Below are 25,291 nucleotides of genomic sequence, written 5' to 3' on the forward strand. Positions count from 1 at the left end.
TCCGGGAAGTCTGGTCGGAGATGTGGTTTTCGTCTGCACGGAAAGGGCACTGATGCGTACTACGACCGAAGTCATCGACGTTCGGGGGTTGACCTTCACCTATCCCAAGGCTGCCGAACCGGCCGTGCGTGGCATGGACTTCAGCGTCGCGCAGGGGGAGATTTTCGGGTTCCTCGGGCCCAGTGGTGCCGGGAAATCCACCACGCAGAAGCTGCTCATCGGGCTGCTTCGCGGGCATGGTGGCCAGGCCACGGTGTGGGGCCGCGACCCGGTGGACTGGGGGCCGGACTACTACCAGCGCGTCGGTGTGTCCTTCGAGCTGCCCAACCACTATCACAAGCTCACCGGCCTGGAGAACCTCCGGTTTTTCGGTTCCCTGTACGACGGCCCGACAGCCGACCCGATGGAGCTACTCGAAGCCGTCGGTCTGGGCGATGCCGCCAACGCCCGAGTTTCCAAGTACTCCAAGGGAATGCAGATGCGGTTGACGTTCGCGCGGTCGCTGATCAACAACCCAGAGGTGCTGTTCCTCGATGAGCCCACCTCGGGGCTCGACCCCGTCACCGCCCGCAAGGTCAAGGACATCATCCTGGACCTGAAGGCGCGTGGCCGCACGATCTTCCTGACCACCCATGACATGTCCACCGCTGACGAACTGTGCGACCGGGTGGCCTTCGTCGTCGACGGCGCGATCGTCGCGCTCGACACCCCGGCCGAACTCAAAATCGCCCGCAGCCAACGCCGAGTTCGGTTGCAGTACCGCACCCCCGGCGGGCTCGCCACTTCCGAGTACGGGATGGACGGTTTGGCCGACGATCCGGGATTCCATGCGATTCTGCGCGATCACCACGTCGAGACGATCCACAGTCGCGAAGCCAGCCTCAACGACGTCTTCGTCGAGGTCACCGGGCGGCGGTTGTCATGACCCGGCTGATCACCGCGATCCGGCTGGAACTGACCGTCGCGGCCCGGCAGAAGTTCCTGCACGCGGGTGTGTTCTCCGGTCTCGTCTGGTTGGCGGTGCTGCTGCCGATGCCCCGCGACCTGCGCCCGGTCATGGAACCCTATGTGCTCGCCGGTGACATCGCGATCATCGGGTTCTTCTTCATCGGCGGCTCGGTGTTCTTCGAGAAGCAGGAACGGACACTCGGCGCCATCATCTCCACCCCGCTGCGGTTCTGGGAATATTTGACAGCCAAACTCTGTGTGCTGTTGGCCATCTCGTTGTTCGTGGCGATCGTGGTGTCAACCATCGCCGACGGCTTCACCTACCATCCGGTGCCGCTGGTTCTCGGAGTTCTACTCGGCACGCTGCTGATGCTGCTGGTCGGGTTCATCACGTCGCTACCGTTCGCCTCCGTCACCGACTGGTTTCTCGCCGCCACCATCCCGCTGGCGATCATGCTGGTGCCGCCGCTGATCTACTACTCGGGGCTGTGGCCCAACCCGGCGATGTACCTCGTGCCGACCCAGGGGCCGCTGCTGCTCTTGGGTGTGGCGTTCGACCAGGTGGCATTGACGAACTGGCTGCTGCTCTATTCGGTGCTGTATCCCGTTCTGTCGCTGATCGTTCTGTGGTGGGCCGCCCACGTGCTGTTCGGCCGCTACGTCGTCGAAAGGTCGGGTGTGCTGTGACTGCAATACTGGGTTCCGGCACGGGCAGGGCTCTGGCTGCATTCGGCCGCAACGATATTCGTGGCACCTACCGTGATCCGCTGCTGGTGATGGTCGTGCTCGCACCTGTGATCTGGACCGGCGGCGTGGCTCTCCTGACGCCCAAGGTCACCGAGATGCTCGCGCAGCGTTACGACTTCGACCTCGTGCCGTATTACCCGCTGGTGCTCACCGCGTTTCTCCTGTTGACCAGCATCATCATCGCCGGGGGACTGGGCGCGTTCCTGATACTCGACGAGGTCGACGCCGGCACCATGGCCGCACTGCGCGTGACGCCGGTCCCGATGTCGACGTTCTTCGGGTATCGCGCGGGCACGGTCATGGTGGTCACCACGGTCTATGTGATCGCGACACTGTCATTCAGCGGGATTCTGGAACCGGGGCTGGCCGGGGCCCTGATCCCGATCGGGTTGGTCGCCGGATTGTCGGCTGTGGTGACGCTGCTGCTCATTGTCACCTTGGCGGGCAACAAGATTCAGGGCATTGCGATGCTGCGCGCGCTGGGCATGCTGATAGCGGGGCTGCCGTGCCTGCCCTGGTTCATCGACTCGCCATGGAACCTGGCCTTCGGTGTGCTGCCGCCGTATTGGGCGGCCAAGGCGTTCTGGGTCGCCAGCACGCATGGGACCTGGTGGCCATATCTGGTGGGCGGTGTATTCTACAACCTCGCGATCGCCTGGCCGTTGTTCCGTCGCTTCCTCACCAAAAGCAGCTGACGGTGGAGTTCGCTGGTACCGGGTCGCCGTCTCGCCCCGGGCGTACCGCGATAACCGCTGATCGAACACGGGTTTCTCGCCGTAGGCAGTCGTTGTGGAAGGTACTTCCTCACCCGCGATCCGCATGTCAAGAGTTTGCCGCGACAATAATTGGAACGTGTTGCAGAATGTGAATGCGTCTCAGCGTTCTCTCAGATATGTTCACGCGGCCAGCGACAGCGGGCATTCCTCGGATGAACAGAAGGAGACCGAGTTGAGACTCGCTCTGCGGCCGTACGCAACGGCCGGCATCGCCTTGGTCGGCGCCGGCGTTATCGCGGTGGCGCCGGTGACGGCCCCGCCACCTGAAATGCAAACGCACGCGGTGCAACTCAGCGCCACCGCCGTCGACGATCCCATCGCGGTATTCACCCCCGTCTTCGACAAGGCGGCCACCTACCTTCAGCAGGCCATTCAGGCGGAGTTCGACGACCCATTCCCGATCGTCGACGGGTTGATCGGGAAGGCGTCGGCCGATGCTCAAACCCTGAGCGCGATCGCAGCCGTGTTCGGCGAGGCGATCGTCAGCATTGCGACCAATTATCCGGCCGCCTTGGGCAGAGCGGTCCCGAAGGTCGCCGCGGGTGACTTCACCGGCGCGGTCGCCGAGTTCACCCCCATCTTCACCGGGCCGGTCTTCCAGGTGCTCGGGGTGTGGCCGCGTATCCCGGCTTATGTGCAAGACCAGTTCGAAGTCGCGGGGCTGGTCACGAGCTATGTCATGGGTACAGCTTGGTCGGCCACCATGGGGCAGGCATTGCGAGTGTTCACCCTGGTGAATGCCGTAACGGGCGTCCTCGATGAGCTCGCAATCGCGATTCCGGCAGGTGATCCCGGTCGGGCGGTCAACGCTGTCCAGCACGGCGTCGCCAATGTCGCCGACGCAGCGCTCAGCATTGCCAACGGGATCAGGGTGCACATCGACCGCGGCCGTATCAAGGTCCGTGACGCCCTCAACCCGCCCCCGCCTCCGTCCGCGACTGCAGAGCAGTCCAGCACACCGGCCCGTACGGATCTTGTGACGCTGTCGCTGCCGGCGGCGGCACCTGCCACGGAATCGCCGGTGGTTTCGGGCGCCGACGCAACCCCGCCATCGTCGCCTGCCGCCGTTGATACGCCCGAATCCGCGGCGTCGACGACGGAACCGGTAGCCGAAAAGGTCAAGGAAACAGTGAAACCCCTTGTCCGGCATAGTCGCATCGCGGTTCCCGGTAAGGGCGGGATCGACCGGGCCGGGTCCGATCGCTCCACCAAGCTGGCTTCCGATGTCAGCGACAAGATCTCATCGACCGTCAAGAAGGTCGATGAGGGGATCAAGAAGGCATTCGCCAAGCCTAAGAAGAAGGCCGCGTCCGGATCCCACGGCAGCGGGACCGGTTCAACCGGCGCGTCGGGGGACTCCAACTAGTTCGGTGAGCAGACGCGCAGGTACCCCAGATTTGCGGTGTGAGGGTACCTGCGCGTCTGCTCGCGCGGGAAAGGGCGACGGCGCGCGGTCACACCTGGTTACACCCTCACCGGAAGCTGAGCTCCCGTCGCCAGTTCTGCATAGCCGCGCATCAGCCGCACAGCGGTGGCGCGGTCGAGGTCCGGATCTCGTGCGACGATGCGGTACCCGAGGTAGTCCTCCATCGCCATGAGCGTCATGGCGATATCGCGGGCGGGGGACGTGAGTGTGAAAGCGCCGCCAGCGCAACCGGATTCGAGTACTTGCACGTAGAGATCCACCTGCCGGTGGTAGATGTGCTGGATGTCGCGGCGCTGGTAAAGCACGAATCCGGCGGCCAGTACAGCCCGCCAGATCGCCCGCCACTCGGCGTCTTCCGGTCCGGACGGCAGGCCGGCGGCGATCATGAACGCGATCTGATCGCGGGCATCCGCGGTGCGCTCCACCACGGCGAGCCGGTCGTCGTAGAACTTGCGGTCGGAGCGTTGCGCGAGCGCCGACAGCAGCTGGTCCATCTCCCGGAAGTAGTACCGCACGGCATTGGGGGTCAGGCCGAGCTCAGCTGCCACGTCGGCGATCCGCACTTTGGTCAGATCACCACGCTCGATCAACGTGATCGCGGCGTCGAGGATCTCCTCGCGTCGTTGAGCTTGTCGATTCGGCCGTCCCACGGGTCACATCCTTACCGGTTTTCGCCGATTAGTTGCGTCGAGCGGCATCCGCGACCATTATTTTCCAATCTTGAAAACAATTTCGCCACTACCTTCCGGGGGATGCATGCCTGACTGCTCCTCACGTCCACGCGCCCGCGACATCGGCGTCGTCATCGGTGAACACCCGACCGGTCCGAACAACGCCATCACCGACGTGGCCGGAGTGTCCGTCGGACACCACACGGTCCAGCGGTCCGGACCCAACCCGGTGAACACCGGTGTCACCGTCGTGGTCCCGCACCCCGGGATCTTCACCGAGCCGGTATTCGCCGGCGCACACCGGCTCAACGGCAGCGGCGAGCTCACCGGACTGGAATGGATCCGCGAATCCGGCGAGCTCACCACGCCCATCGGGCTGACCAACACCCACAGTGTCGGCGTCGTCCGCGACGCACTGGTCAAAGCACAGGTGCAGGCCCGCGGCGATGGGTTGTACTGGTCCCTGCCGGTGGTCGGGGAGACCTACGACGGGCTGCTCAACGACAGCAACGGCCACCACGTCCAGGCCGAGCACGTGTTCGCCGCACTCGCCGATGCCACGGCCGGGCCGGTCGGCGAAGGCAATGTCGGTGGCGGGACCGGAATGATCTGCCACGGCTTCAAGGGCGGCATCGGGACGGCTTCGCGGGTCACCGACACCGTGGCCGGCCCGTACACCGTCGGCGTGCTGGTGCAGGCGAATCACGGTCGGAGGGAACGTCTTCGGGTCAACGGTGTGCCGGTCGGGGAGATGCTGGGCCCCGAGCTCGTGCCCACCCCTGATCTGCCGATGCCCTACCCGGCCGGATCGGGCTCGATCATCGTCGTCGTCGCCACCGATGCGCCGCTGCTGCCGCATCAATGCACCCGGCTCGCGCAACGCTCCGCGCTGGCCGTCGGCCGGGTGGGCGGAACCGGTGAGCAGTACAGCGGCGACATGATGCTGGCCTTCTCCACCGGGAACCGCGGAATTCCGCCGTACGGGTGGGACGAGAACCCCGACGCCAACCGGCCCGAGATCGCAGTGCGCATGGTGGCGCCACAGCTGATGACCCGACTGTTCGACCTGGCGATCGAAGCCACCGAGGAGGCCATCGTCAACGCGTTGGTGGCCGCCGAGACCATGACGGCCGGGGCGGATTGACCGCCCATGCCCTCGACCACAACCTGTTGCACTCGGCGCTGGTACTGGAAGGTCACTGACCCAGATCGGCGGGTCCACACGGCCGGGGCAGGAACAGAGACCAGCACATGTTCGGCGGCTGCCAGGGATAGGGCGGGGGCGGGTTGTCGCCCTCCCACACGGTGGACGACACGTTGCCCTGTCCGCGGTTGACGTAGTGGTAGCTGTGGCAGACATTCCAGTCCCAACTCGGCCGGGCGTCCACCGGTGAGTTGAACCCGCCGCCGTAGCCGCCGAGTTCATCGCCGGGACACCACTGGTACGGGCCGGCGGCGTGGGCGGCACCCGCGCCCACCAGGCCGGTAAGGGCCAGGCCGCCGGATACGAGCGTCGTTGTCGCCAATCGCGAAGCTCGGTTCATGGTGGTCTCGTTTCGTCGGGCGCGGGTCGCTGATGCGCCCATCGTCGCCCCACCCAGGCGGCCCCGTATGGAGTAGCGGACTACCTCACTTCAGCCCCGGACCCGGGCCCGTAGCTCGTCGACGAAGGCGCGGGCCTCGTCCCACGTCGGCAAGAGCCCGGCGGCGCGGACCTGCTCCAGTGTCGGGGCGGCCGCGTCGCGGTCGGACAGCACCGGCTCGCTGACCGGCCAGTCGATCCCCAGATCGGTGGCCAGGATGGTGTGCTCCCGCTCCGGGCTGTACGGCGCCGAACACAGGTACATCACCGTCGAGCCGTCCTCGATCGACAGGAAGGCGTGGCCGAGGCCCTCCGACAGGTAGACCGAACGCCGACTGTGTTCATCGAGCAGCACCGAATCCCACTGCCCGAACGTCGGGGAACCGACCCTGACGTCGACCACCACGTCGAGCACGGCGCCGCGCACACACGTCACATACTTGGCCTGGCTGGGTGGCAGTTGGGCGAAATGCACCCCGCGCAGCACCCCCGCTGCCGACACGGAGCAATTGGCCTGCCGTACGTCGAAGCGGTGCCCGGTCATCTCGGTGAACCCGGCCTCGGTGAACCACTCGAAGAACAGCCCGCGCCCGTCACCGTGGAGTTTGGGCGTGATCTCCCAGGCGCCGGGGATCGTGAGCTCGCGCGCGGTCACTGGCCGCGCTCCGAATACGTGTCTTCAACTTCCTTTTTCAAGGGACCCCACCAGGATTCGTTGTTGCGGTACCAGTCGATCGTGGCTGCGAGGCCCTCGTCGAAATCGGTGTGTTTGGGCGCCCAGCCCAGTTCGTCGTGCAGGGTCGACGGGTCGATGGCGTAGCGCAGGTCGTGGCCCAGCCGATCGGTGACATGGTCGAAATCGTCCGGGTCGCGGTCCATCAACCGCAGCAGCGTGCGCATGACCGTGAGGTTGTTGCGCTCGCATTCTGAGCCGATCAGATACGTCTGCCCGACGCGGCCGTCGGTAAGGATCTGCCACACCGCACGGTTGTGATCGTCGACGTGGATCCAGTCGCGCACATTGGCGCCCGTGCCGTAGAGCTTGGGGCGCCTGCCGGTGAGGACATTGGTGATCTGGCGCGGGATGAACTTCTCGACATGCTGATACGGGCCGTAGTTGTTGGAGCAGTTCGAGATCGTCGCGCGCACGCGATACGACCGCACCCAGGCCCGCACCAACAGATCGGCGGCGGCCTTGGTGGACGAGTACGGGCTCGACGGGTTGTACGGCGTGCTCTCGGTGAACCGGCCCGGATCGTCGAGCTCGAGATCGCCGTACACCTCGTCGGTGGAGATGTGGTGCAACCGGACTCCGTGCGCGCGGACGGCCTCCAACACCGTGAACGTGCCGACGACGTTGCTGTGCAGGAACGGTTGCGGGTCCGCCAAGGCGTTGTCGACGTGCGTTTCCGCGGCGAAATGTACGACGGCATCGGCCTCGGCGACCAACTGATTCACCAGACTGGCGTCGGCGATATCGCCTTGCACCAACCGGATCTGGCCGGCCACCGGCGCCAGGGACTCCCGGCTGCTCGCGTAGGTCATCGCGTCGAGCACGGTCACCGACGTGGTCAGCGCCTCGCGGACAGCGAGGTGCACAAAGTTCGCGCCGATGAACCCGGCGCCGCCGGTGACCAGTAGCCGCATGCGCCAACCCTAACCGGCCGCAGCGTCAGCCTTTCAGGCCCAGCGGCCCGGCCAGCTCGGTCAGTGTCGGAATCAGTTTGTCCGGACCGCCGAGAACCTGGATCGCAACGTGGTCGGCGCCGTTGGCGACGTGTTGTTGCAGGCGTGCGGCGATGTCGTCGGCGGTTCCGTGCGCGACGACCGCGTCGATCAGCTTGTCGCTACCCGGTTTGGCGACATCGTCTTCGGTGAAACCGAGCCGGCGCCAGTTGTTGAGGTAGTTGCTCAGGTTCAGATAGAAGTCGACGGTCTCGCGCCCGATCGCGCGGGCCGCCGCAGCGTCGGTGCTCAGCACCACCTTGTGCTCGGGTGCCAGGAACACCGACTCGCCCAGCACGTCGCGGGCGTGTGCGGTGTGTTCGGGCGTCGTGAGGTAGGGATGCGCCCCGGCACTGCGCTGCGCCGAGAGCTTGAGCACCTTGTCGCCCAGTGCGGCGATCACCAGCCGGCTGGTCGGCACCTTGGCCGCATCCAGCGCATCGAGGTATTCCACCAATGCGTCATACGGCTTGCGGTATTCGTCTGTGTGCTCGGGATGCCCCACGCCGATGCCGAGCAGGAACCGGCCCGGATGCGCGGCCTCGATGCGGTGAAACGATTCGGCGACCGCATTGGCGTCCGCCGTCCAGATGTTGACGATGCCGGTGGCCAGCTGGAGCGTCTGCGTGCGCTCCAGAATGGGCTCGGCGAAAGCGAGGTCGGCGGCCGGGGAGCCGCCCACCCACAACGCGCCGTAACCCAGCTGCTCGATCTCGGCGGCCTGCTCGGGCTGGACTGCCCCGAAGGTCCACACCCCGTAGCGACCCAGATCCGGCTTGAGCGAGAGAGATTCGGTCATCTGAGCGTCCTTTTCCATTGCAGCCTGTCGGCGCTTCTAGGCCAGACCGAGAGGCCCGGCGAGTTCGGCCAGTGCGGGTACCAGTTTGTCCGGTGAGGTCAGCACTTGTACAGGCACGTGGTCGGCGCCGGCGGCGCGATGCTGCCGCAGCCGGGCGGCCACGTCATCCACCCTGCCATGCGCGACGACGGCGTCGATGAACCGGTCACTGCCCGGCTTGGCCAGATCCTCGTCGGTGAAGCCGAGCCGCTTGAAGTTGTTGAGGTAATTGGACAGGCCGAGGTAGATGTCGAGCGCCTTGCGACCGATGGCGCGCGCCTTGTCCTGGTCGGTGGTCAGGACCACCTTGTGCTCGGGGGCGAGAAACGCGTCGGGACCGATCAACTCGCGCGCCTGTGCGGTGTGTTCCGGTGTGGTCAGGTACGGGTGCGCGCCCGCGGAGCGGGCTGCCGACAGTTGCAGCACCTTGGGGCCGAGCGCGGCGACCACCCGGCGGTGCTGTGGCACGCCGTACTCATCCAGCTTGTCGAGATAATCGGTGAGCGCGTCGAGCGGTTTGCGGTACTCGCCGATCGCCTCACGGTGCCCGACCCCGATGCCCAGCAGGAACCGGCCCGGGTAGGCCGCCTCGATGCGGTGGAACGACTCGGCGACCGGGCCGGCCGCCGCGCTCCAGATGTTCACGATGCCGGTGGCCAGCTGCAAAGTGGTGGTGGCAGCCAGGATCGGATCGATCCACTCCAACTCGGCGGGCGGGGATCCGCCGGCCCAGATCGCGCCGTATCCCAGTCCCTCGATGTCGCGCAACTGCTCGGGCGACAGTTGTTGGAACTGCAGGTAGTGGCCGAACGCGCCGAACGTGCCGAGATCGGGCTTGGCGCCCGCCGTGGTCTGGGTCATGAACTCCTCAACTCACCTGTGCGCGGCGGCTATTCCGAACGGATCACGCTGATTCGGGATGCCCGGGGTGCGGGCCGGCCGGGGATACCGCCTCAGCTCGATCAGTCCGAATCCGCCGAGTACAGCGCGTCCGGCTCGGGGGCCTGCAAAGGCAACAGCACGATGAAGCGGGTGTTACCCGGTTCGGACACCACCCGCAGATCCCCGTGGTGCTTCTTCACCACGATCCGCCACGCCAGATCGAGCCCCAGCCCAGTGCCTTCGCCGAACGGCTTGGTGGTGAAGAACGGGGTGAAGATCTGGCCGATGTCCTCGTCGGAGATGCCCGGTCCGTCGTCGCAGATCTCCACTCTGATCATGTCGTCGGTCTCGCGGCCGGTGCGAAGCGTCAGGGTGCCATGACCTGCCATGGCCTGGATCGCGTTGTCGATGATGTTGGTCCACACCTGATTGAGATCGCCTGGGTAGCACTGCAATTCGGGCAGGTTGCGGTCGAGATCCTTGACCAGGGTGACCGGCTTGTCCTTGCCGATCTTGTCGCCGAACATCATCAAGGTGCTGCGCAGCAGTTCGTGGACGTTGGCGCTCTGGTACGACCCCCGGTCCATCTGCGAGTACTGCTTGGCGTCGGCCAGCAACGCGGAGATTCGCCTGCTCGCCTCGGCAATCTCGTTCATGCGCAGCTCGGTGTCGATGGTGTACTTCAGCCAGCCGAGGGCGCTCTGCAACGTCGCAGCGGTCTGCCCGTTTTCGAGGGCGTCGTCGACAGAGGCCGAGATGCGTTCCAGCCAGTCGATGTCGAGTCCGGCTTCGACGAACGTCGGGGCGTACTCCCAGGCGTACGCGATCTCGTGCGCTTCGAGCCAGTCTCCGACCTCGTCCTCACGGTCGGCGGTTTCCAGGGCGGTGAGCTCTAGTGTCTTGTGCTTGGCGACCTGTTCGGCCACCTCGTCCTGGATGGTCACCAGTAACCGCAACGCTTCCGGGGTGAACTTGCCTTCGGCCAGCATCGCCAGCTTGTGCCGCATCTTGCCGGCACCGTCGCGCAGGTCGGCCACGGCACGTGCGGTGGCCGCGGCCGGATTGTTGAGCTGATGGGTCAGTCCCGCGGTGATGTTGCCCAGGGCCAGCAGCTTCTCGCGCTGTTCGATGATCTGGCTCTGCCGGCGCCCGCCGACCTTGTGGCCCTCGAGCAGGTGCACCGCCATCGGGAACTGGGATTGCATGAACCCGGCGAACGCGTTCGCATCCAGGACGAACACCCGGGACGGTTTCGTCAGGCGCACCGACGCCTCGTAGATGTGCTCCTCCCCGGGGATATAGGCCGACCACGCGCCGAAATACACGCCGCGTTGCGAGGTGCGGTTGGTCTGGATGTCGACGCCGCCGGAGCGCTTCGACATCACCAGATCGCCATCGAGCAGCACGTAGAAGCAGGTGGCCGGATCGCCCTCGGTGACGATCGGCCCGGCCGGGAACGTCTCGATGCTGCCGGCCTGACACAACGTGTCGAGTTGAGCGTCGGACAGGTCCTCGAACAGGAACAGCGTCCGCAGTTCGTCCCGTATACAGGTCTCGCCCATATCCGTCCTCAACTCCTCAGACTTCGCCGGTGGTGCCGGCCATCACGCTTCTGCCAGGTAGCGGTGCACCAGCATGACCGCCATCGACCCTTCGCCGACGGCGGCAGCCACCCGCTTGGCGGACTCGGCACGCACGTCTCCTGCAACAAACACACCCGGCACACTTGTTTCCAGGTGATGCGGTGGACGTTCCAGGGTCCAGCCGCACACGTCGCGCAGGTCGGGCCCGGCGAGGATGAAGCCGTGGTCGTCGCGGGCCACCACGCCGTCGAGCCACTCGGTGCGCGGGGTCGCGCCGATGAAGCAGCACAGGCGCGTCGCAGGCACCTCCTCGTGCTCGCCGGTCTGCCGGTTCACCAGCTCGAGTCCCACCAGATGATCGTTCTCACCGATGGCACCGACCACCTCGGTGCAGGTCCGCACGTGGATGTTCGGCGTCTGCTCGATCTGCTGGATCAGGTAGAACGACATCGACGCTGCCAGCGACGGTCCGCGCACCAGCAGAGTGACCGACTTGGCCTCGCGCGACATGAACATCGCGGCCTGCCCGGCGGAGTTGGCGCCGCCGACGATGTACACGTCCTCACCGCGACATTCGGAGGCGTCCGACACCGAGGCGCCGTAGTACACGCCGCGGCCGACGTAGTTGTTCGGATTGTCAGGATCGGCGAAGCATCCTGGCACCGGGAGCTGGCGGTACTCGACGCCGGTGGCCAGGATGACCGCGCGGGCGCCGATGGTCTCGCCGTCGGCGAAGGTGATGGTGCGGGCCGCACCGGCGATGTCGAGAGCGACGGCTTCGCGGGTGGTGATCACCTCGGCCCCGAACCGCTCGGCCTGCCTACGGGCCGAGGTGGCCAGTTCGGCCCCCGACACCCCGGTCGGGAAGCCCAGGTAGTTCTCGATCCGCGAACTGCGACCGGCCTGCCCGCCGGTGGTGGTGCCCTCGATCAGCACCGTCCGCAGCCCCTCCGAGGCCCCGTACACCGCGGCGGCCAGACCGGCCGGGCCGCCGCCGATCACCGCGAGGTCGTACATGGTCAGCGATGGGGTGGTCGACAACCCCAGCATGTCGGCGAGTTCACCGTCACTGGGCTCGACCAGCGTCTCGCCCCCCTCGGTGATCACCACCGGCAGCAGCAGACCGTCCAGTCCGGCAGCGTCCAGGAGCTGACGGCCCATGGGCTCGTCGGTGGTGAACGCGCGGAATGTGTGCTGGTTGCGGGCCAGGAACTGGCGCACCTCCCAGGACCGCGAACTCCACTGGTGCCCGATCACCTTGGTGTGCGGGATGGCCCGGTCGCCGACGGCGTGCCAGGCCTCCAGCAGGCCGTCGACCACCGGGTAGAGCTTCTCCTCGGGCGGATCCCACGGCTTGAGCAGGTAGTGGTCGAGGTCGACCACGTTGATGGCGTCGATCGCGGCGGTGGTGTCGGCGTACGCCGTCAACAGCACACGGCGGGCCATCGGGTAGAGGTCCATCGCCGATTCGAGGAACTCGATGCCGCTCATCTGCGGCATCCGGTAGTCGGCGACGAACACCGCGACGGTGTCTCCGCGCAGCTTCAGCTCGTTGAGGGTCTCCAGGGCGTCCGGGCCGGATTCGGCGCGCACGATCCGGTAGCGCTCGCCGTAGTGGCGGCGCAGATCGCGGGCGACGGCGCGCGAGACCGCGGGATCGTCATCCACGGTCAGGATCACGGGTTTACGGGGCTGGGAGGCGGGGCCAGTCATCGCTACCAATTATGCGCCGCCAGTCCAGCGGATATCGGGCCAGGTCGCCACCTTCGCCCACGTCATCACCGCATCGACCGTGCGGACTTCCCGCCGCGGCGTCGCCCGACCGCCAACGCTCCACTGGTGCAGCACGTCCCGGGCCGGCTCCTAGAATCCGGTTCGTGACTGTTCTCGAATTCTCCGATTCGGTTGTTGTTGCACTTGACCCGGATTCGACCTACGCCCTGGTCTCCGACGTCTCTCGGATGGGGGAGTGGAGTCCGACCTGTAAGTCGTGCTGGTGGGACGACCCCGCGGCGGGTGCGATTGCCGGCGCCTGGTTCACCGGCCGCAACGTGACGCCGCAGCGCACCTGGGACACCCGCAGTCAGGTCGTCGTTGCCGATCCCGGTCGCCAGTTCACCTGGGAGGTCAACGACGGCTGGGTCCGGTGGGGCTTCCATCTCGAACCTGCCGAGGGCGGTACCAGGGTCACTCAAGCCTGGAACTTCTTGCCGAAGGGCATCGCCGGCTTCCACGACCGCTTCGGTGAGCGGGCCGACGACGAGATCGCAGCGCGCAGCGAGGCCGCACTGACCGGGATCCCGGAAACCCTCGCGGCGATCAAGGCCACCGCCGAGGCCGGTTGACCGTCAGTTGTCGGCGGTCTGCCCGTTGTGATTGAGCATCGACGCCACGTCGATGCCGGAGGCCTTGAGCGACTCCAGGATGTTGGCCACCGCCAGCGGGCTGATGCCGAGCAGACCACTGACTGCGTCCTGGGTGTCGCGTGACCCGCCGATGATCGACAGCCGCTCGATTTCAGCCAGGGGAGAGGCGGCCGCCTCGGTCGCCTTGACCACCGAGGCCAGCACGTCGGGCAGCATCAGCAGGCGCGCGGCGTCGGCCGTGTAGCCGTTGAGAGCCGCGGCGATCTCCTTCTTACCGTTGGCCTCGGCGAGCAGCTTGGCCTCGATACCGGCGGCCTCCGCCTGCTGCTCGACGCGCAACGCATCGGCCAGCTCCTTCTTACCGGCGGCCTCGGCAACCAGCTTGGCCTGCAGGCTGTCCGCCTCGGCTTGCTTCTCGACCCGCAGCGCGTCAGCGGCAGCCTTACGGGCGTCGGCCTCGGCCTGACCCTTGCGCCGCTCGGACTCGGCAGCGGCCTCGGCGGCCAGGATCGTGGACTGGCGCTGGCCCTCGGCGATCGCGATGTCGGCCTGTCGCTTCGCCTCGGCGGGGGCGATCACGTCGGCCTGCAACGCGGCCTGGGCCTGCTCGGCACGCCGCTGCTCCACCTCGATGCGGGCCTGCACCCGGGCTGCCTCGGCCTGCTCGGTGGCGATGCCGACGTCCTTCTGCGCGCGGGCGTTCGCCAGCGGGCCGGCCTGGTCGGCCTGGGCGTTCTCGGCTTCCGTCAACGCGCGCAGCCGGGCCAGCTCGACGTCGCGCTTCTGCGTCGCCGTCGCGATGGCGGTGTCGGCCTCGGCCTGAGCGACCGCGCCCTCCTGGCGGGCCTTCGCCGATTGGATCTGCGCATCGCGCTCGGCCTCGGCGGTGCCGACGGTCGCGTCGCGCTTGACCTCGGCGATCCGGCGCTGACCCAGCGACTTCAGGTAGTCGTTGGCGTCGGAGATGCCCGCGATCTTGAGGACGTCGACTTCCATGCCGATGCGCGCGAGGTCGCCGCCGGCCTCCTCGACGACACTGCGCGCCAGGGTGTCGCGGTTGGAGTTCAGGTCCTCGACGGTCATGGTCGCGGTGATGCCGCGCAGGCTGCCGGCAAGGATCTCGTTGATCTGCCGCTGCAACTCGTTGAGGTCGGAGGTCAGGAAGCGTTGCACGGCGGTCTGCACGGCCTCGTCGGCCGAGCCGATACGCACCAGCCCGACGGCTTCGACGTTGACCGGCACACCGTTGTTGGACAGCGCGTTCTGCAGGTTGATGCTGACGTTGAACGGTTCCAGGCTCATGATGTCCACCCGTTCGATGCCAGGCATCCGGAAGCGGGCCCCGCCGCGGACCACCTTGGGTGTGCCGCGCCCGGTGAACACGGCCACCTCGTTGGGCGGGACCTTGATGTAGTTCTTGACGTAGACCAACGGCAGCACCACCAGGATGAGGATCGCGGCGATGGCGACAAGGACGACGATGAACAGCAGGGACACTGTTGTGCCTTTCTCGGTGGGTCAGTGCTCGGGAACAGCTCAGGTTTCTGGAACAGCGACGACGTGGACGTAGTCCGGATCGATATCGGCGATGTAGACGCGGGTGGCCTTGGGCAGCGCATCGGCTTCGTCGCTCTTGGCCCGGGAGAACACGCGGTTGCCGTCGGCGTCGACGAAGGAGACCTCACCCCAGCCACCCGGCGGGACCTCGAGGGTGACCGTGCCGAGCAGACCGACATAGGAAGACCGGCCCCGGTGCGAGTTGGACTGCTGGCGGCGCATGTAGGGCAACAGCAGCCCGTTGAGGGTGAACACCAGCACGACGGCGCAGGCCGCGGCCAGGACTGCGGACCAGACGGCTCCCCGGCCCAGCCAGGTGCCGATCAGGCCTCCGGTGCCGGCACCGAGCAGAGCGACGGAAAGGCCGGTCAAGCTCAGGAAGGGCATCCCATCTCCGTGCCCGACATCGGCGAGCAGAAGCGCGGCCAGTACAGCGATGCCGCCGACGACGAACGCGGACAGGTACACAGCCATCACGTGCTCGTGGTCTCCGTTCTCCGGACGTGTGAATCAGTCCGTACCATTGTCTCCTGAGTCACGGACTCGCCGCGCACCAATCTTCGGCGAAGATCGGGCGGCCAGGGCTGATCAGCCGTGATTTTGGCCGTGGCCGTTGAGCGGGTATCGTGGACCAACGGTGCGACTTTCGCGCCGACTTTTTGCGTGCCCCGTCTTGGAACTGCTGAATATCTGCAATTTCGCTTTGATCCGGCTCACGTTGTGAAGTTGGCCGGCGGCAGCACCACCACGGGCTGCATTGCGACTGATGAAGCTACGAAACGAAAGCAAGGATCGCCGAAAAGTATGGCCAAGAAAGACGGTGCCATCGAGGTCGAGGGTCGCGTGGTCGAACCTCTGCCCAATGCGATGTTCCGCATTGAGCTGGAGAACGGACACAAGGTCTTGGCCCACATCAGCGGCAAGATGCGGCAGCACTACATCCGCATCCTGCCCGAGGACCGCGTCGTGGTGGAGCTCTCTCCCTACGACCTGTCCCGGGGCCGCATCGTGTACCGGTACAAGTGACCCGATAGAAGCCCGACCAGTAACGACGAGACCGGTGACGTGCGTGCCTGCACGCCACCAACAGAGCCAGAAGGATCGAACAGCCGTGAAGGTGAACCCGAGCGTCAAGCCCATCTGCGATAAGTGCAGGGTGATCCGCCGGCATGGGCGGGTCATGGTGATCTGCAGCGATCCCCGCCACAAGCAGCGGCAGGGCTGATGAGCGCTTGCGCGAAGAGCAATTAGTCGCGCTGTCGCCTCATCTCACCACAACTGAATGATGAACCCCCAGCACCACTGAGCGGATCCGCCGCTCATACGCGATGAGCATTCATCCACGTCCGGCACGGAGGCCGGACCCCGGGGAGCCCTTAGGGGCTGATGGGAACGGGCTGGGACCAGACCTCCGCAGAAAAAAGGAATGGCACACAATGGCTCGACTTGTGGGCGTAGATCTTCCGCGCGACAAGCGCATGGAGATCGCGCTGACCTACATTTTCGGCATCGGCCGTACCCGTTCGAACGAGATCCTCGCCGCGACGGGCATTGACAAGGACATGCGCACCAAGGACCTGACCGATGATCAGGTGTCCGTTCTGCGCGAATACATCGAAGGCAACCTCAAGGTTGAGGGTGACCTGCGCCGTGAGGTGCAGGCCGACATTCGCCGCAAGATCGAGATCGGCTGCTACCAGGGCCTGCGGCACCGCCGTGGCCTGCCGGTGCGTGGCCAGCGGACCAAGACCAACGCGCGTACCCGCAAGGGCCCCAAGCGCACCATCGCCGGCAAGAAGAAGGCTAGGTAACCCCGATGGCACCACCGAAGAAGGCCGCGGGCGCCAAGCGCGGTAAGACCACCCGTCGCCGGGAAAAGAAGAACGTCCCGCACGGCGCTGCGCACATCAAGAGCACGTTCAACAACACCATCGTCTCGATCACCGATCCCCAGGGCAACGTCATCGCCTGGGCGTCGTCGGGTCACGTCGGCTTCAAGGGTTCGCGCAAGTCGACCCCGTTCGCCGCACAGCTGGCCGCCGAGAACGCCGCCCGCAAGGCGCAGGAGCACGGCGTGAAGAAGGTCGACGTGTTCGTCAAGGGTCCGGGTTCGGGCCGTGAGACCGCCATCCGCTCGCTGCAGGCCGCAGGCCTCGAGGTGGGCGCGATTTCCGACGTCACTCCGCAGCCGCACAACGGCTGCCGTCCGCCCAAGCGGCGCAGGGTCTAGGTCGGCTCGGGAAAAGGATTAGGTAAAGATAATGGCTCGTTATACCGGACCCGCCACCCGCAAGTCGCGCCGTCTCGGCGTCGACCTGATCGGTGGAGATCAGTCGTTCGAGAAGCGCCCCTACCCGCCCGGTCAGCACGGCCGCGCGCGGATCAAGGAGAGCGAATACCGCACCCAGCTGCAGGAGAAGCAGAAGGCTCGCTTCACCTACGGCGTGCTGGAGAAGCAGTTCCGCAAGTACTACGAAGAGGCCAACCGCAAGGCCGGCAAGACGGGTGAGAACCTGCTCCAGATCCTGGAGACCCGGCTGGACAACGTGGTGTACCGCGCCGGCCTGGCGCGTACCCGCCGGATGGCCCGTCAGCTGGTCAGCCACGGCCACTTCACCGTCAACGGTGTCAAGGTGAACGTCCCGAGCTACCGGGTGTCGCAGTACGACATCATCGACATCAAGGAAAAGTCGCTGAACACGCTGCCGTTCGAGCTTTCCCGGCAGACCGCGGGTGAGCGTCCGATCCCGTCCTGGCTGCAGGTCGTCGGCGAGCGTCAGCGGGTGCTGGTGCACCAGCTGCCCGAGCGTGCGCAGATCCAGGTGCCGCTCGCCGAACAGCTCATCGTCGAGTTCTACTCGAAGTAATGAACTGACGCGGCCGGAGGCCGCAAATGTCGACGGTCGTTCGTCCGTTGACACCCAGACGGCATCAAATAGCGGGTGCCGAGAAGGAGAAACACAATGCTGATCTCTCAGCGACCCACACTGGCCGAGGAAACCCTCGCCGAGAACCGCTCCAAGTTCGTCATCGAGCCGCTGGAGCCCGGTTTCGGATACACGCTGGGTAACTCGCTGCGGCGCACGCTGCTGTCGTCCATCCCGGGCGCAGCGGTGACGAGCATCCGCATCGACGGTGTGCTGCACGAGTTCACCACCGTCCCCGGGGTGAAGGAAGACGTCACCGACATCATCCTGAACCTCAAGGGCCTGGTCGTGTCCTCCGAGGAGGACGAGCCCGTCACCATGTACCTGCGCAAGCAGGGTCCGGGTGCGGTCACCGCCGGTGACATCGTCCCGCCGGCCGGTGTGACGGTGCACAACCCCGACATGCACATCGCCACCCTGAACGACAAGGGCAAGCTGGAGGTCGAGCTCGTCGTCGAGCGCGGTCGCGGCTACGTCCCGGCCGTGCAGAACAAGGCGTCGGGCGCCGAGATCGGCCGCATCCCGGTCGATTCCATCTACTCGCCGGTCCTCAAGGTCACCTACAAGGTGGAGGCGACCCGCGTCGAGCAGCGCACCGACTTCGACAAGCTGATTCTCGACGTCGAGACGAAGAACTCGATCAGCCCGCGTGACGCCCTGGCGTCGGCCGGCAAGACCCTGGTCGAACTGTTCGGTCTGGCACGGGAACTCAACGTCGAGGCCGAGGGCATCGAGATCGGGCCGTCGCCGGCCGAGGCAGACCACATCGCCTCGTTCGCGCTGCCCATCGACGATCTGGACCTGACCGTCCGCTCGTACAACTGCCTCAAGCGCGAGGGTGTGCACACGGTGGGCGAGCTCGTCGCCCGCACGGAGTCCGATCTGCTGGACATCCGCAACTTCGGCCAGAAGTCCATCGACGAGGTGAAGATCAAGCTGCACCAGCTGGGTCTCTCGCTCAAGGACAGCCCGGCCACGTTCGATCCGTCGGAGGTCGCCGGTTACGACGCCGCCACCGGTACCTGGACTGCGGACGCCGGCAGTTACGACCTGGACGACACCCAGGACTACGCCGAGACCGAACAGCTCTAAAGAATTACCGTCCCGGTCCTACCTGATACGGGGGCCGGCCCCATTTAGGAGATAGTCGCAATGCCCAAGCCCACAAAGGGTGCCCGCCTCGGCGGATCGTCCTCACACCAGAAGGCGATCCTCGCCAACCTGGCCACCTCGCTGTTCGAGCACGGCCGCATCAAGACGACCGAGCCCAAGGCCCGGGCGTTGCGTCCGTACGCCGAGAAGCTGATCACCCACGCCAAGAAGGGTGAGCTGCACAACCGGCGCGAGGTGATGAAGAAGATCCGCGACAAGGACGTCGTGCACGTCCTGTTCGCCGAGATCGGCCCCTTCTTCGCTGACCGTGAGGGTGGCTACACCCGGATCATCAAGGTGGAGGCACGTAAGGGCGACAACGCCCCGATGGCCGTCATCGAGCTGGTGCGGGAGAAGACCGTGACCTCTGAGGCAGACCGCGCTCGTCGTGCCGCAGCCGCGCAGGCCAAGGCCGCCGAGGCGGAAGCTCCCGCTGAGGAAGCTGCGGAGGACGCCGAGGTCGAGGCGACCGAAGAGGCCGCCGCCGAAGAGGCTCCGGCTGACGAGGCTCCGGCCGAGGATGAAGCCAAGTCCTAACCAGGCATTGAACGACATGCCCGCCATCGATTCCGGTGGCGGGCATGTTCGTTTGCGCCTGGACATCGCCTATGACGGCACTGATTTCGCGGGCTGGGCGGTGCAGGTCGGCCAGCGGACCGTGGCCGGGGTGATCGACGAGGCGCTCTCGACGGTGTTCCGCACGCTGGTGGTGACGCGCACCGCGGGCCGTACCGATACCGGCGTGCATGCCACCGGCCAGGTCGCCCATGTCGACGTTCCGGTCGATGCCGTGGCGCACGCCTATCCGCGGACCACCCACTCAGGTGACGCTGAGTTCACTCCGCTGGTGCGGCGATTGGCTCGGCTGCTGCCGACAGACGTCCGGATCCGCGACATCGTGCGGGCGCCCGTGGGTTTCGATGCCAGGTTCTCGGCACTGCGCCGGCACTACACCTACCGGCTGTGCCTGGCCCCGTATGGGGTCGAGCCGGCCGAAACGCGGTTCGTCACACCGTGGTCGAAGCCGTTAGACCTTGATGCGATGGCTGCCGCATCGCGGGAGTTGTTGGGGCTCAACGATTTTGCCGCGTTCTGTCGTCACCGCCCCGGGGCCACCACGATCCGTGACCTGCAGCGGCTGGAATGGGTGCGTGATGGGCATTATGTGACGGCGTATGTCACCGCGGATGCGTTCTGCTGGAACATGGTCCGCTCGCTGGTCGGCGCGATGCTGGCGGTGGGAGAGGGCAGGCGGTCACCCGAGTGGACCGCCGGGCTACTGGGTGAGACGAGCCGGTCCAGCGATTTCGCCGCTGCGCCTGCGCGCGGGCTGACGCTCGTGCGGGTCGACTACCCGCCCGATGATCAACTGGCCAGCCGGAACACGATCACCCGGGACGTGCGTACGCTCTGAGGCCCCCAGACCCCAGGCCCTCAGAGTCGGGCGGCGACGAACTTGGCTGCCTGCGCCACCATGCCCGAGCGGATGTAGCCGGGCGCCAGATGGTCCTGCCACCCGGCCCGCCAGGTGTATGGACTGCTCGGATTACAGATCGGGTCGTCGCTATGACACAGATCGATAGTGCGACTCTGATACGTCGGGTTCAACAACGTGATCGGACCGGCCCAGTTTGCGCCATTGCCGAACAATGCCACCGCCGCAATGTGTTGGTCGGTGCCACGCGGTAACGGACTGCTGAAGGTGAACGCCGAAACCGGCATGGCCAGAACGAGATCGGTGGCGGCGGCACCCAACGAATAGCCGCCCAGCACGAGCTTGGTCCTCGGACAATTGCGGGTCATCCACTGCACGTGCCGGCTCATGTCGTTGGCGCCCACGTCGACCTGGGTATCCGCCGGGTAATTCACCGGATAGAAACTGATATTCGGACCTCGGAGGGCTCGCAGCGTCTTGATGAATGCGGTGCCGACCTGACCGGGGCCTGGGGGTTCCATCCGGCCGCGGGCGAACACCACCTCCGCCGGCGGGCACACGGCGCCATGGGCGGCGCCAATCATGCTGGGCGCTACCGCCATCGGCGTCACGACGGCAGACAGGGTGGTGATGAGCGCGGTGAACATCCGGCGGACAATCACGCATTCGATGGTATTGACGGCCACGTCGAGAATAGGTGCCGGTCAGGCAACGATCCGGCGACGAACCATCGATCTCAGCGCGCGGTCGGCGTCAATTCAGCCGACCCGCTACGAAATCCGCGGCCTGGTTGACCATTCCGCCGTCGATGTAGGCACCGGCCAGGTGATCAGGCCAGTTGTTCTTCCAGGTGTCGGGGTCGGCCGGATTGCAGATCGGGTCGGCACCGTGGCACAACTCGATGGTCCGGTCGGCGTAGACCGGGCTGAAGCGTGTGATGGGACCCACCCATGCGGCGCCGTTGCCGAACAGGGCGACCGCGGCGATGTGCCCGTCGGCGCCCGCGGGGAGCGGTGTCTTGAAGCCGAAGCCGGTGAACGGGACGGCAAGCACGACGTCGGCGACTGCCGCGCCCAACGAGTACCCGCCGACCACCAACCGGGTGTCCGGGCAGTTGTTCATCATGTACTGGATGTGGCCGCTCATGTCGTTGGCGCCGATGTCGACTTCGCTGTCTGCCGGGTACCGAACGGCATAGACACCGATGTTCTTGTTGGTCTTGGACCGCAGGGCGCTCACGAACGCGTTCCCGAGCGTGCCGACCCCGGCGGGCTCGGTACGGCCGCGGGCGAAGACCACCTCGACCGGAGGACACGAGGCGGCGTTGGCCACGGCCGGCGAACCGGGCAGGGCAGCGGAGACGACCGGCAGGACGGCGAAGGCCACCGCGAGGACGGCGGCCACAACGATCCAGCGCTGCAGCAGCCGGGCTACGTGGCTTTGGGCGGGAAGTTCGACCACCTCAGCGATGGTAGCGGACGCGGGCTACAACAGTCCGGCGACGAAGTTCGCGGCGTCGTTGGCCGCACCTTCGTAAGCCCGGTGTGCCTGCACACTGTCGCCGTCGCCGCAGATCGGATCGCCGGGGTTGCACAGGTCGATGGCGCGGCCTCCGTATACGGGACTGGAGGTCAGCGGCAGTCCGAGTTTGGCCGACGGGTTGCCGAAGACGGCGACCGCGGCGACGTGCTCGGGGACATTCGGCGGCAGCGGTGCGTTGAAGCCGACGGCCGGGAACGGAACGGCGGCGATCACGTCGATCACTGCGGCGCCCTGGGAGTAGCCGCCCAGCACCAGCCGGGTGGCGGGGCAGTTGTCCACCATCCACTGGATGTGGCCGGAGGCATCGTTGGCGCCGCCGGCCGCGGCCAGGAAGTCGAAGCTGGCCGGATAACTCACCGCGTAGGCGCCGACCGAACGGCCGCCGACCTTGTTGCGCAGCGAACTGACGAACGCATTGCCGATCCGGCCGAGACCCGGGGTGTCGTTGGTGCCGCGGGCGAAGACCACCTCGATGTCGGGGCAGTCGGCGGCTTTGGCCAGGGGAAGGCCTACGCCGAGCCCCGCGGTGGGGGTGGGCGCCAGAGCCGGTGCGACGACGGCAGCAGCAGCGGTGAGCGCTGCTGCCGCGAACACGGTGCAGCGACGAACAAGATCAATGGCCACGCCAAATCCTAACGTCTGTGTTGGCTAGACGATTCCTGCGACGAAGTTGACGGCCTGATCTGCCATGCCGACGTAGTCGCTGTGCGCGAAGGGGTTCCGGCCGCGTGAGCAGATAGGGTCCCCGTCCTTGCAGATGTCGATGGCCTTGCCACCGAACACCGACGAGGTGATCGGGATGCCGAATTTCGTCGACGGGTTGCCGAATACGGCAACGGCAGCGACCTGGGGCACGAGGTCGCCCGCGAGCGGCGGCGCGGATCCGATCTCCCCGACCCTGTTTCCGAGCGGCGGGATGCCTGCCAGCATGTCCACGACCGCGGCGCCCTGTGAGTAGCCGCCCAGTACGACCTTGGTGGACGGGCAGGAGGACGCCAGCGTGGCGATGCGGTTGGCAGCGTCGTTGGCGCCGTCGGCGGCGGCCAGGAAGTCGTAGCTGGCCGGGTAGTTCACCGCGTAGGTGGCTACGGAGCGGCCGCCGAGTCGCGAGCTCAGCCCGTCGGCAAAGGCCTGACCCGGCCGCCCCAGTCCGGGCGCGTCATTGGTTCCGCGGGCGAAGATCACCTCGACGTCGGAGCACGGTTCGGCCGTGGCGGGTGCGGCGAGCGCAAGCGGGAAAGCTGCGCTGACCAGGGTTGAGACAATCGCGGCCACCCGGGCCGACTTCCGGAGGAGACTCACGGGCAACATAGTCACACAAAATGGTTAGCCGCGGCTAATCGTTTGCCCGTTCGGACGTCTCCTGCAGGGCCATATCGGGCCAGGTCGCCAGCTCGATCTGGGTGGGCGTTTCCGGGTCCGCCTGCTCACCGCGGTCGCCCTGGCGGGCCACTGCCAGACCCACCAGTACCACCGCGCCGCCGATCGCCTGGCTCACCGACATGGCCTCGCCCAGCATGATCCAGGCGATGAGGACCGCGAACAGCACCTCGGACAGCCCGACCAGCGAGGCAAAGCGCGGCTTGAGCCTGGCGATCCCGACGATGCCCAGGGTGTACGCCAGGGCAGTGGGGATCAGGCCGAGCGCGATCACCGGTACCAGCCACGCGGTCGTGTGTCCGGCGATGGTCACGGGGTGGGTCGTGAAGGTCAGAGGCATGATGCCGGTGACGCCGAGAAGTGTCACGGCCGCAGTGCCGACGACCAGGCCGCCTGCGGCCAGGCTGATGGGGCTGAGCCCGTCTCCGTCGGTGCTGGCCTTGTTGGACATCATGAAGTAGCAGGCGGCGCACACGGCGGCGGCCAGGCCCCAGCTCACTCCGGCGAGGTTGATCTGGGCGCCGCTGAACACGTCGAGCACCAGAACGATGCCGGCGATGGCGACCGCCACGCCGCCGAAGGTCATCGCGCTGGGCCGGTGCCGGGTGCTGGCCCAGACCCAGCCGACCACGAGGATCGGTGCGGTGTACTCGAGCAGCAGGGCCACGCCGACGGACAGGTGTGCGACGGCGTTGTAGTAGCAGAGTTGCGCGCCCGCGATCGGGATCAGGCCGTAGCCGACGACGGTCTTGGCATGGTCGAGCACCTCGCGGATCCAGCCGGGCCGGACGACGCTGGCGAAGGCGGCCATCATGAGCGCCCCGCCGGCGAGTCGGGCCGTGACGGCCGCGGTGGGGCTCCAGCCGGATTCCATCAGGGCTTTGGCGAACGGGCCCGATGAGCCGAACGCCAGCGCGGAGCTGACGGCGAACAATAGGCCTATCCGGAAGTGGTTATCGGCGGTCGTGCGGTCGAGCTGGGCTTCGGCAGTCATCGGTACACCTCCCCTGGGGCATGTCATGAGTAAAGTGCATTATGGTAATGACGGTGGTGGTGACGCTACGGCGACAGGGGGTCATGAGTCAAATGCTTTTTACCTATGACACGGAGCTCACGCTCCGGGCCGCGATGGTGTTGGTGAACACCGATCGGGTAGAAGGCGAACAACTGTCCGACCAGGCAGCGCTGAACGCCTACCTGGATGAGTTCGGTTGGACCGGCCGGCGCGACCGCGACGACGCCGAACTCGGGGCGGTGCGCGGGCTGCGCGAGCGCGTGGGGGAGATCTGGGCGGTGGCCGACGACGAGGAGGAGACGGTCCGTCGGGTCAATGCCCTGCTGAGCGATACCAAGGCGGCGCCGTGGCTGACCCGGCACAAGGAGATGCCGGAATGGCACCTGCACCTGGCGTCGGTCGACGACCCGTTGGCGCAGCGGATGGGCGCCGAGATGGCGATGGCGCTGGCCGACCTGATCCGCGGCGGCGAACTGCGCCGCCTCAAGATCTGCGCGGCGCCGGACTGTGAGGCGGTGCTGACCGACCTGTCGCGCAACCGCTCCCGCCTCTTCTGCGACACCGGCAACTGCGGTAACCGCCAGCACGTCGCGGCCTACCGGCAGCGTCAGCGTGCCGAGTAGCGCGCTGTGTAAATCGGTGTAATCACGCCGCTCCCGGCCGGGTTAGGTTGATTGCCGGGGGCATATGGCACGGCGATCGGTCACTCGGTTACAGCTCAGCGGGCATCGATTCCTGT

Annotated in this window: 29 protein-coding genes and 1 pseudogene; 15 read left to right on the forward strand and 15 right to left on the reverse strand. The window is 66.4% G+C overall.

Annotation, left to right across the window (positions count from 1 at the left end; all coding sequences use genetic code 11):
* Positions 1 to 52 precede the first annotated feature (52 nt).
* The 4 genes from HBE63_RS01665 (at position 53) to HBE63_RS01680 (ending at position 3,837) form a co-directional block, all read left to right on the forward strand.
* The gene (locus HBE63_RS01665) at positions 53 to 925 is read left to right on the forward strand and encodes an ABC transporter ATP-binding protein (protein ID WP_166902716.1); all 873 of its coding nucleotides are present in this window, start codon (positions 53 to 55) and stop codon (positions 923 to 925) included.
* Entirely contained in the window at positions 922 to 1,635 is a 714-nt protein-coding gene (locus HBE63_RS01670) for an ABC transporter permease (RefSeq protein ID WP_166902719.1), read from the forward strand. The genes HBE63_RS01665 and HBE63_RS01670 overlap by 4 nt, the downstream gene beginning before the upstream one ends.
* Positions 1,632 to 2,390 carry an ABC transporter permease gene (locus HBE63_RS01675; RefSeq protein ID WP_166902721.1) on the forward strand — a complete coding sequence of 253 codons (759 nt, stop codon included), beginning with the start codon at positions 1,632 to 1,634 and terminating at the stop codon, positions 2,388 to 2,390. The genes HBE63_RS01670 and HBE63_RS01675 overlap by 4 nt, the downstream gene beginning before the upstream one ends.
* Positions 2,391 to 2,643: 253 nt before the next feature.
* The gene (locus HBE63_RS01680; protein ID WP_166902723.1) at positions 2,644 to 3,837 is read left to right on the forward strand and encodes a hypothetical protein; all 1,194 of its coding nucleotides are present in this window, start codon (positions 2,644 to 2,646) and stop codon (positions 3,835 to 3,837) included.
* Between the two features lie 98 nt (positions 3,838 to 3,935).
* Here the strand turns inward: HBE63_RS01680 and HBE63_RS01685 are convergent, their stop codons facing one another.
* Positions 3,936 to 4,547: a TetR/AcrR family transcriptional regulator gene (locus HBE63_RS01685; protein WP_166902725.1), complete on the reverse strand. Its 612-nt coding sequence runs from the start codon at positions 4,545 to 4,547 to the stop codon at positions 3,936 to 3,938.
* A 106-nt stretch (positions 4,548 to 4,653) separates the two neighbouring features.
* Between HBE63_RS01685 and HBE63_RS01690 the strand changes: the two are divergent.
* A pseudogene (locus HBE63_RS01690) lies at positions 4,654 to 5,771 on the forward strand (P1 family peptidase).
* Here the strand turns inward: HBE63_RS01690 and HBE63_RS01695 are convergent.
* The 7 genes from HBE63_RS01695 to HBE63_RS01725 form a co-directional block, all read right to left on the reverse strand.
* The gene (locus HBE63_RS01695; RefSeq protein ID WP_243858436.1) at positions 5,765 to 6,112 is read right to left on the reverse strand and encodes a hypothetical protein; all 348 of its coding nucleotides are present in this window, start codon (positions 6,110 to 6,112) and stop codon (positions 5,765 to 5,767) included. The pseudogene HBE63_RS01690 and the gene HBE63_RS01695 overlap by 7 nt on opposite strands.
* Positions 6,113 to 6,202: 90 nt before the next feature.
* The gene (locus HBE63_RS01700; RefSeq protein ID WP_166902729.1) at positions 6,203 to 6,805 is read right to left on the reverse strand and encodes a dTDP-4-dehydrorhamnose 3,5-epimerase family protein; all 603 of its coding nucleotides are present in this window, start codon (positions 6,803 to 6,805) and stop codon (positions 6,203 to 6,205) included.
* The gene (rfbB, locus tag HBE63_RS01705; protein WP_166902731.1) at positions 6,802 to 7,797 is read right to left on the reverse strand and encodes a dTDP-glucose 4,6-dehydratase; all 996 of its coding nucleotides are present in this window, start codon (positions 7,795 to 7,797) and stop codon (positions 6,802 to 6,804) included. The genes HBE63_RS01700 and rfbB overlap by 4 nt, the downstream gene beginning before the upstream one ends.
* A gap of 25 nt (positions 7,798 to 7,822) precedes the next feature.
* Complete coding sequence (locus tag HBE63_RS01710) at positions 7,823 to 8,674, reverse strand: LLM class F420-dependent oxidoreductase (RefSeq protein ID WP_166902733.1); 852 nt, start codon at positions 8,672 to 8,674, stop codon at positions 7,823 to 7,825.
* A gap of 36 nt (positions 8,675 to 8,710) precedes the next feature.
* Entirely contained in the window at positions 8,711 to 9,574 is an 864-nt protein-coding gene (locus tag HBE63_RS01715) for an LLM class F420-dependent oxidoreductase (RefSeq protein WP_166902735.1), read from the reverse strand.
* A 101-nt stretch (positions 9,575 to 9,675) separates the two neighbouring features.
* Positions 9,676 to 11,157 carry an ATP-binding protein gene (locus HBE63_RS01720; protein ID WP_166902737.1) on the reverse strand — a complete coding sequence of 494 codons (1,482 nt, stop codon included), beginning with the start codon at positions 11,155 to 11,157 and terminating at the stop codon, positions 9,676 to 9,678.
* A 42-nt stretch (positions 11,158 to 11,199) separates the two neighbouring features.
* Positions 11,200 to 12,891, reverse strand: coding sequence for an FAD-dependent oxidoreductase (locus HBE63_RS01725; RefSeq protein ID WP_166902739.1), 1,692 nt, complete (start codon positions 12,889 to 12,891; stop codon positions 11,200 to 11,202).
* Positions 12,892 to 13,055: 164 nt separating this feature from the next.
* Here HBE63_RS01725 and HBE63_RS01730 point away from each other — a divergent pair, with 164 nt between their 5' ends.
* Positions 13,056 to 13,523, forward strand: a complete 468-nt coding sequence (locus HBE63_RS01730) for an SRPBCC family protein (RefSeq protein ID WP_166902741.1) — start codon at positions 13,056 to 13,058, stop codon at positions 13,521 to 13,523.
* Positions 13,524 to 13,526: 3 nt separating this feature from the next.
* On the opposite strand, the gene HBE63_RS01735 is transcribed toward HBE63_RS01730, so the two are convergent.
* Together HBE63_RS01735 and HBE63_RS01740 are read right to left on the reverse strand one after the other, a co-directional pair.
* On the reverse strand, positions 13,527 to 15,041 hold the full coding sequence (locus tag HBE63_RS01735) for a flotillin family protein (RefSeq protein ID WP_166902743.1): 1,515 nt from the start codon (positions 15,039 to 15,041) through the stop codon (positions 13,527 to 13,529).
* A gap of 39 nt (positions 15,042 to 15,080) precedes the next feature.
* Positions 15,081 to 15,575, reverse strand: a complete 495-nt coding sequence (locus tag HBE63_RS01740) for a hypothetical protein (RefSeq protein ID WP_208301279.1) — start codon at positions 15,573 to 15,575, stop codon at positions 15,081 to 15,083.
* A 330-nt stretch (positions 15,576 to 15,905) separates the two neighbouring features.
* Between HBE63_RS01740 and infA the strand changes: the two genes are divergently transcribed.
* The 8 genes from infA (at position 15,906) to truA (ending at position 20,594) form a co-directional block, all read left to right on the forward strand.
* A complete protein-coding gene (infA, locus tag HBE63_RS01745; RefSeq protein WP_003418601.1) occupies positions 15,906 to 16,127 on the forward strand; it encodes a translation initiation factor IF-1 in 222 nt (73 codons plus the stop codon).
* 85 nt (positions 16,128 to 16,212) lie between these two features.
* Positions 16,213 to 16,326, forward strand: a complete 114-nt coding sequence (gene rpmJ / locus HBE63_RS01750; RefSeq protein WP_003879483.1) for a 50S ribosomal protein L36 — start codon at positions 16,213 to 16,215, stop codon at positions 16,324 to 16,326.
* A 211-nt stretch (positions 16,327 to 16,537) separates the two neighbouring features.
* A complete protein-coding gene (gene rpsM, locus HBE63_RS01755) occupies positions 16,538 to 16,912 on the forward strand; it encodes a 30S ribosomal protein S13 (protein WP_166902746.1) in 375 nt (124 codons plus the stop codon).
* 5 nt (positions 16,913 to 16,917) lie between these two features.
* The gene (gene rpsK / locus HBE63_RS01760) at positions 16,918 to 17,331 is read left to right on the forward strand and encodes a 30S ribosomal protein S11 (RefSeq protein WP_004571524.1); all 414 of its coding nucleotides are present in this window, start codon (positions 16,918 to 16,920) and stop codon (positions 17,329 to 17,331) included.
* Positions 17,332 to 17,362: 31 nt separating this feature from the next.
* Complete coding sequence (rpsD, locus tag HBE63_RS01765) at positions 17,363 to 17,968, forward strand: 30S ribosomal protein S4 (protein WP_166902748.1); 606 nt, start codon at positions 17,363 to 17,365, stop codon at positions 17,966 to 17,968.
* 96 nt (positions 17,969 to 18,064) lie between these two features.
* Positions 18,065 to 19,120, forward strand: coding sequence for a DNA-directed RNA polymerase subunit alpha (locus HBE63_RS01770; protein ID WP_166902750.1), 1,056 nt, complete (start codon positions 18,065 to 18,067; stop codon positions 19,118 to 19,120).
* A 60-nt stretch (positions 19,121 to 19,180) separates the two neighbouring features.
* The gene (gene rplQ, locus HBE63_RS01775) at positions 19,181 to 19,717 is read left to right on the forward strand and encodes a 50S ribosomal protein L17 (protein WP_166902752.1); all 537 of its coding nucleotides are present in this window, start codon (positions 19,181 to 19,183) and stop codon (positions 19,715 to 19,717) included.
* On the forward strand, positions 19,701 to 20,594 hold the full coding sequence (gene truA / locus HBE63_RS01780; RefSeq protein WP_371814885.1) for a tRNA pseudouridine(38-40) synthase TruA: 894 nt from the start codon (positions 19,701 to 19,703) through the stop codon (positions 20,592 to 20,594). Before rplQ ends, truA begins: the two co-directional genes overlap by 17 nt.
* Before the next feature lie 20 nt (positions 20,595 to 20,614).
* On the opposite strand, the gene HBE63_RS01785 is transcribed toward truA, so the two are convergent.
* The 5 genes from HBE63_RS01785 to HBE63_RS01805 form a co-directional block, all read right to left on the reverse strand.
* Positions 20,615 to 21,286, reverse strand: coding sequence for a cutinase family protein (locus HBE63_RS01785; RefSeq protein ID WP_371815072.1), 672 nt, complete (start codon positions 21,284 to 21,286; stop codon positions 20,615 to 20,617).
* An 82-nt stretch (positions 21,287 to 21,368) separates the two neighbouring features.
* On the reverse strand, positions 21,369 to 22,040 hold the full coding sequence (locus HBE63_RS01790) for a cutinase family protein (RefSeq protein ID WP_371815073.1): 672 nt from the start codon (positions 22,038 to 22,040) through the stop codon (positions 21,369 to 21,371).
* Positions 22,041 to 22,100: 60 nt separating this feature from the next.
* Entirely contained in the window at positions 22,101 to 22,781 is a 681-nt protein-coding gene (locus HBE63_RS01795) for a cutinase family protein (protein ID WP_166902756.1), read from the reverse strand.
* Between the two features lie 24 nt (positions 22,782 to 22,805).
* A complete protein-coding gene (locus tag HBE63_RS01800) occupies positions 22,806 to 23,468 on the reverse strand; it encodes a cutinase family protein (RefSeq protein ID WP_208301391.1) in 663 nt (220 codons plus the stop codon).
* A gap of 25 nt (positions 23,469 to 23,493) precedes the next feature.
* On the reverse strand, positions 23,494 to 24,531 hold the full coding sequence (locus HBE63_RS01805; RefSeq protein WP_166902758.1) for a DMT family transporter: 1,038 nt from the start codon (positions 24,529 to 24,531) through the stop codon (positions 23,494 to 23,496).
* Between the two features lie 92 nt (positions 24,532 to 24,623).
* Here HBE63_RS01805 and HBE63_RS01810 point away from each other — a divergent pair, with 92 nt between their 5' ends.
* Positions 24,624 to 25,175, forward strand: coding sequence for a CGNR zinc finger domain-containing protein (locus tag HBE63_RS01810; RefSeq protein ID WP_166909243.1), 552 nt, complete (start codon positions 24,624 to 24,626; stop codon positions 25,173 to 25,175).
* Positions 25,176 to 25,291: the final 116 nt, after the last annotated feature.

The organism is Mycobacterium sp. DL440, from assembly GCF_011745145.1.
Taxonomy (GTDB): domain Bacteria; phylum Actinomycetota; class Actinomycetes; order Mycobacteriales; family Mycobacteriaceae; genus Mycobacterium.

Coding starts and splice junctions, on each gene's coding strand:
- HBE63_RS01665 (WP_166902716.1), top strand. CDS start 53: ATGCGTACTACGACCGAAGTCATCGACGTTCGGGGGTTGACCTTCACC.
- HBE63_RS01670 (WP_166902719.1), top strand. CDS start 922: ATGACCCGGCTGATCACCGCGATCCGGCTGGAACTGACCGTCGCGGCC.
- HBE63_RS01695 (WP_243858436.1), bottom strand. CDS start 6,112: ATGAACCGAGCTTCGCGATTGGCGACAACGACGCTCGTATCCGGCGGC.
- rfbB (WP_166902731.1), bottom strand. CDS start 7,797: ATGCGGCTACTGGTCACCGGCGGCGCCGGGTTCATCGGCGCGAACTTT.
- HBE63_RS01710 (WP_166902733.1), bottom strand. CDS start 8,674: ATGACCGAATCTCTCTCGCTCAAGCCGGATCTGGGTCGCTACGGGGTG.
- HBE63_RS01715 (WP_166902735.1), bottom strand. CDS start 9,574: ATGACCCAGACCACGGCGGGCGCCAAGCCCGATCTCGGCACGTTCGGC.
- HBE63_RS01720 (WP_166902737.1), bottom strand. CDS start 11,157: ATGGGCGAGACCTGTATACGGGACGAACTGCGGACGCTGTTCCTGTTC.
- HBE63_RS01725 (WP_166902739.1), bottom strand. CDS start 12,891: ATGACTGGCCCCGCCTCCCAGCCCCGTAAACCCGTGATCCTGACCGTG.
- HBE63_RS01740 (WP_208301279.1), bottom strand. CDS start 15,575: ATGGCTGTGTACCTGTCCGCGTTCGTCGTCGGCGGCATCGCTGTACTG.
- infA (WP_003418601.1), top strand. CDS start 15,906: ATGGCCAAGAAAGACGGTGCCATCGAGGTCGAGGGTCGCGTGGTCGAA.
- rpsM (WP_166902746.1), top strand. CDS start 16,538: ATGGCTCGACTTGTGGGCGTAGATCTTCCGCGCGACAAGCGCATGGAG.
- rpsK (WP_004571524.1), top strand. CDS start 16,918: ATGGCACCACCGAAGAAGGCCGCGGGCGCCAAGCGCGGTAAGACCACC.
- rpsD (WP_166902748.1), top strand. CDS start 17,363: ATGGCTCGTTATACCGGACCCGCCACCCGCAAGTCGCGCCGTCTCGGC.
- HBE63_RS01770 (WP_166902750.1), top strand. CDS start 18,065: ATGCTGATCTCTCAGCGACCCACACTGGCCGAGGAAACCCTCGCCGAG.
- rplQ (WP_166902752.1), top strand. CDS start 19,181: ATGCCCAAGCCCACAAAGGGTGCCCGCCTCGGCGGATCGTCCTCACAC.
- truA (WP_371814885.1), top strand. CDS start 19,701: ATGAAGCCAAGTCCTAACCAGGCATTGAACGACATGCCCGCCATCGAT.
- HBE63_RS01800 (WP_208301391.1), bottom strand. CDS start 23,468: ATGTTGCCCGTGAGTCTCCTCCGGAAGTCGGCCCGGGTGGCCGCGATT.
- HBE63_RS01805 (WP_166902758.1), bottom strand. CDS start 24,531: ATGACTGCCGAAGCCCAGCTCGACCGCACGACCGCCGATAACCACTTC.
- HBE63_RS01810 (WP_166909243.1), top strand. CDS start 24,624: ATGCTTTTTACCTATGACACGGAGCTCACGCTCCGGGCCGCGATGGTG.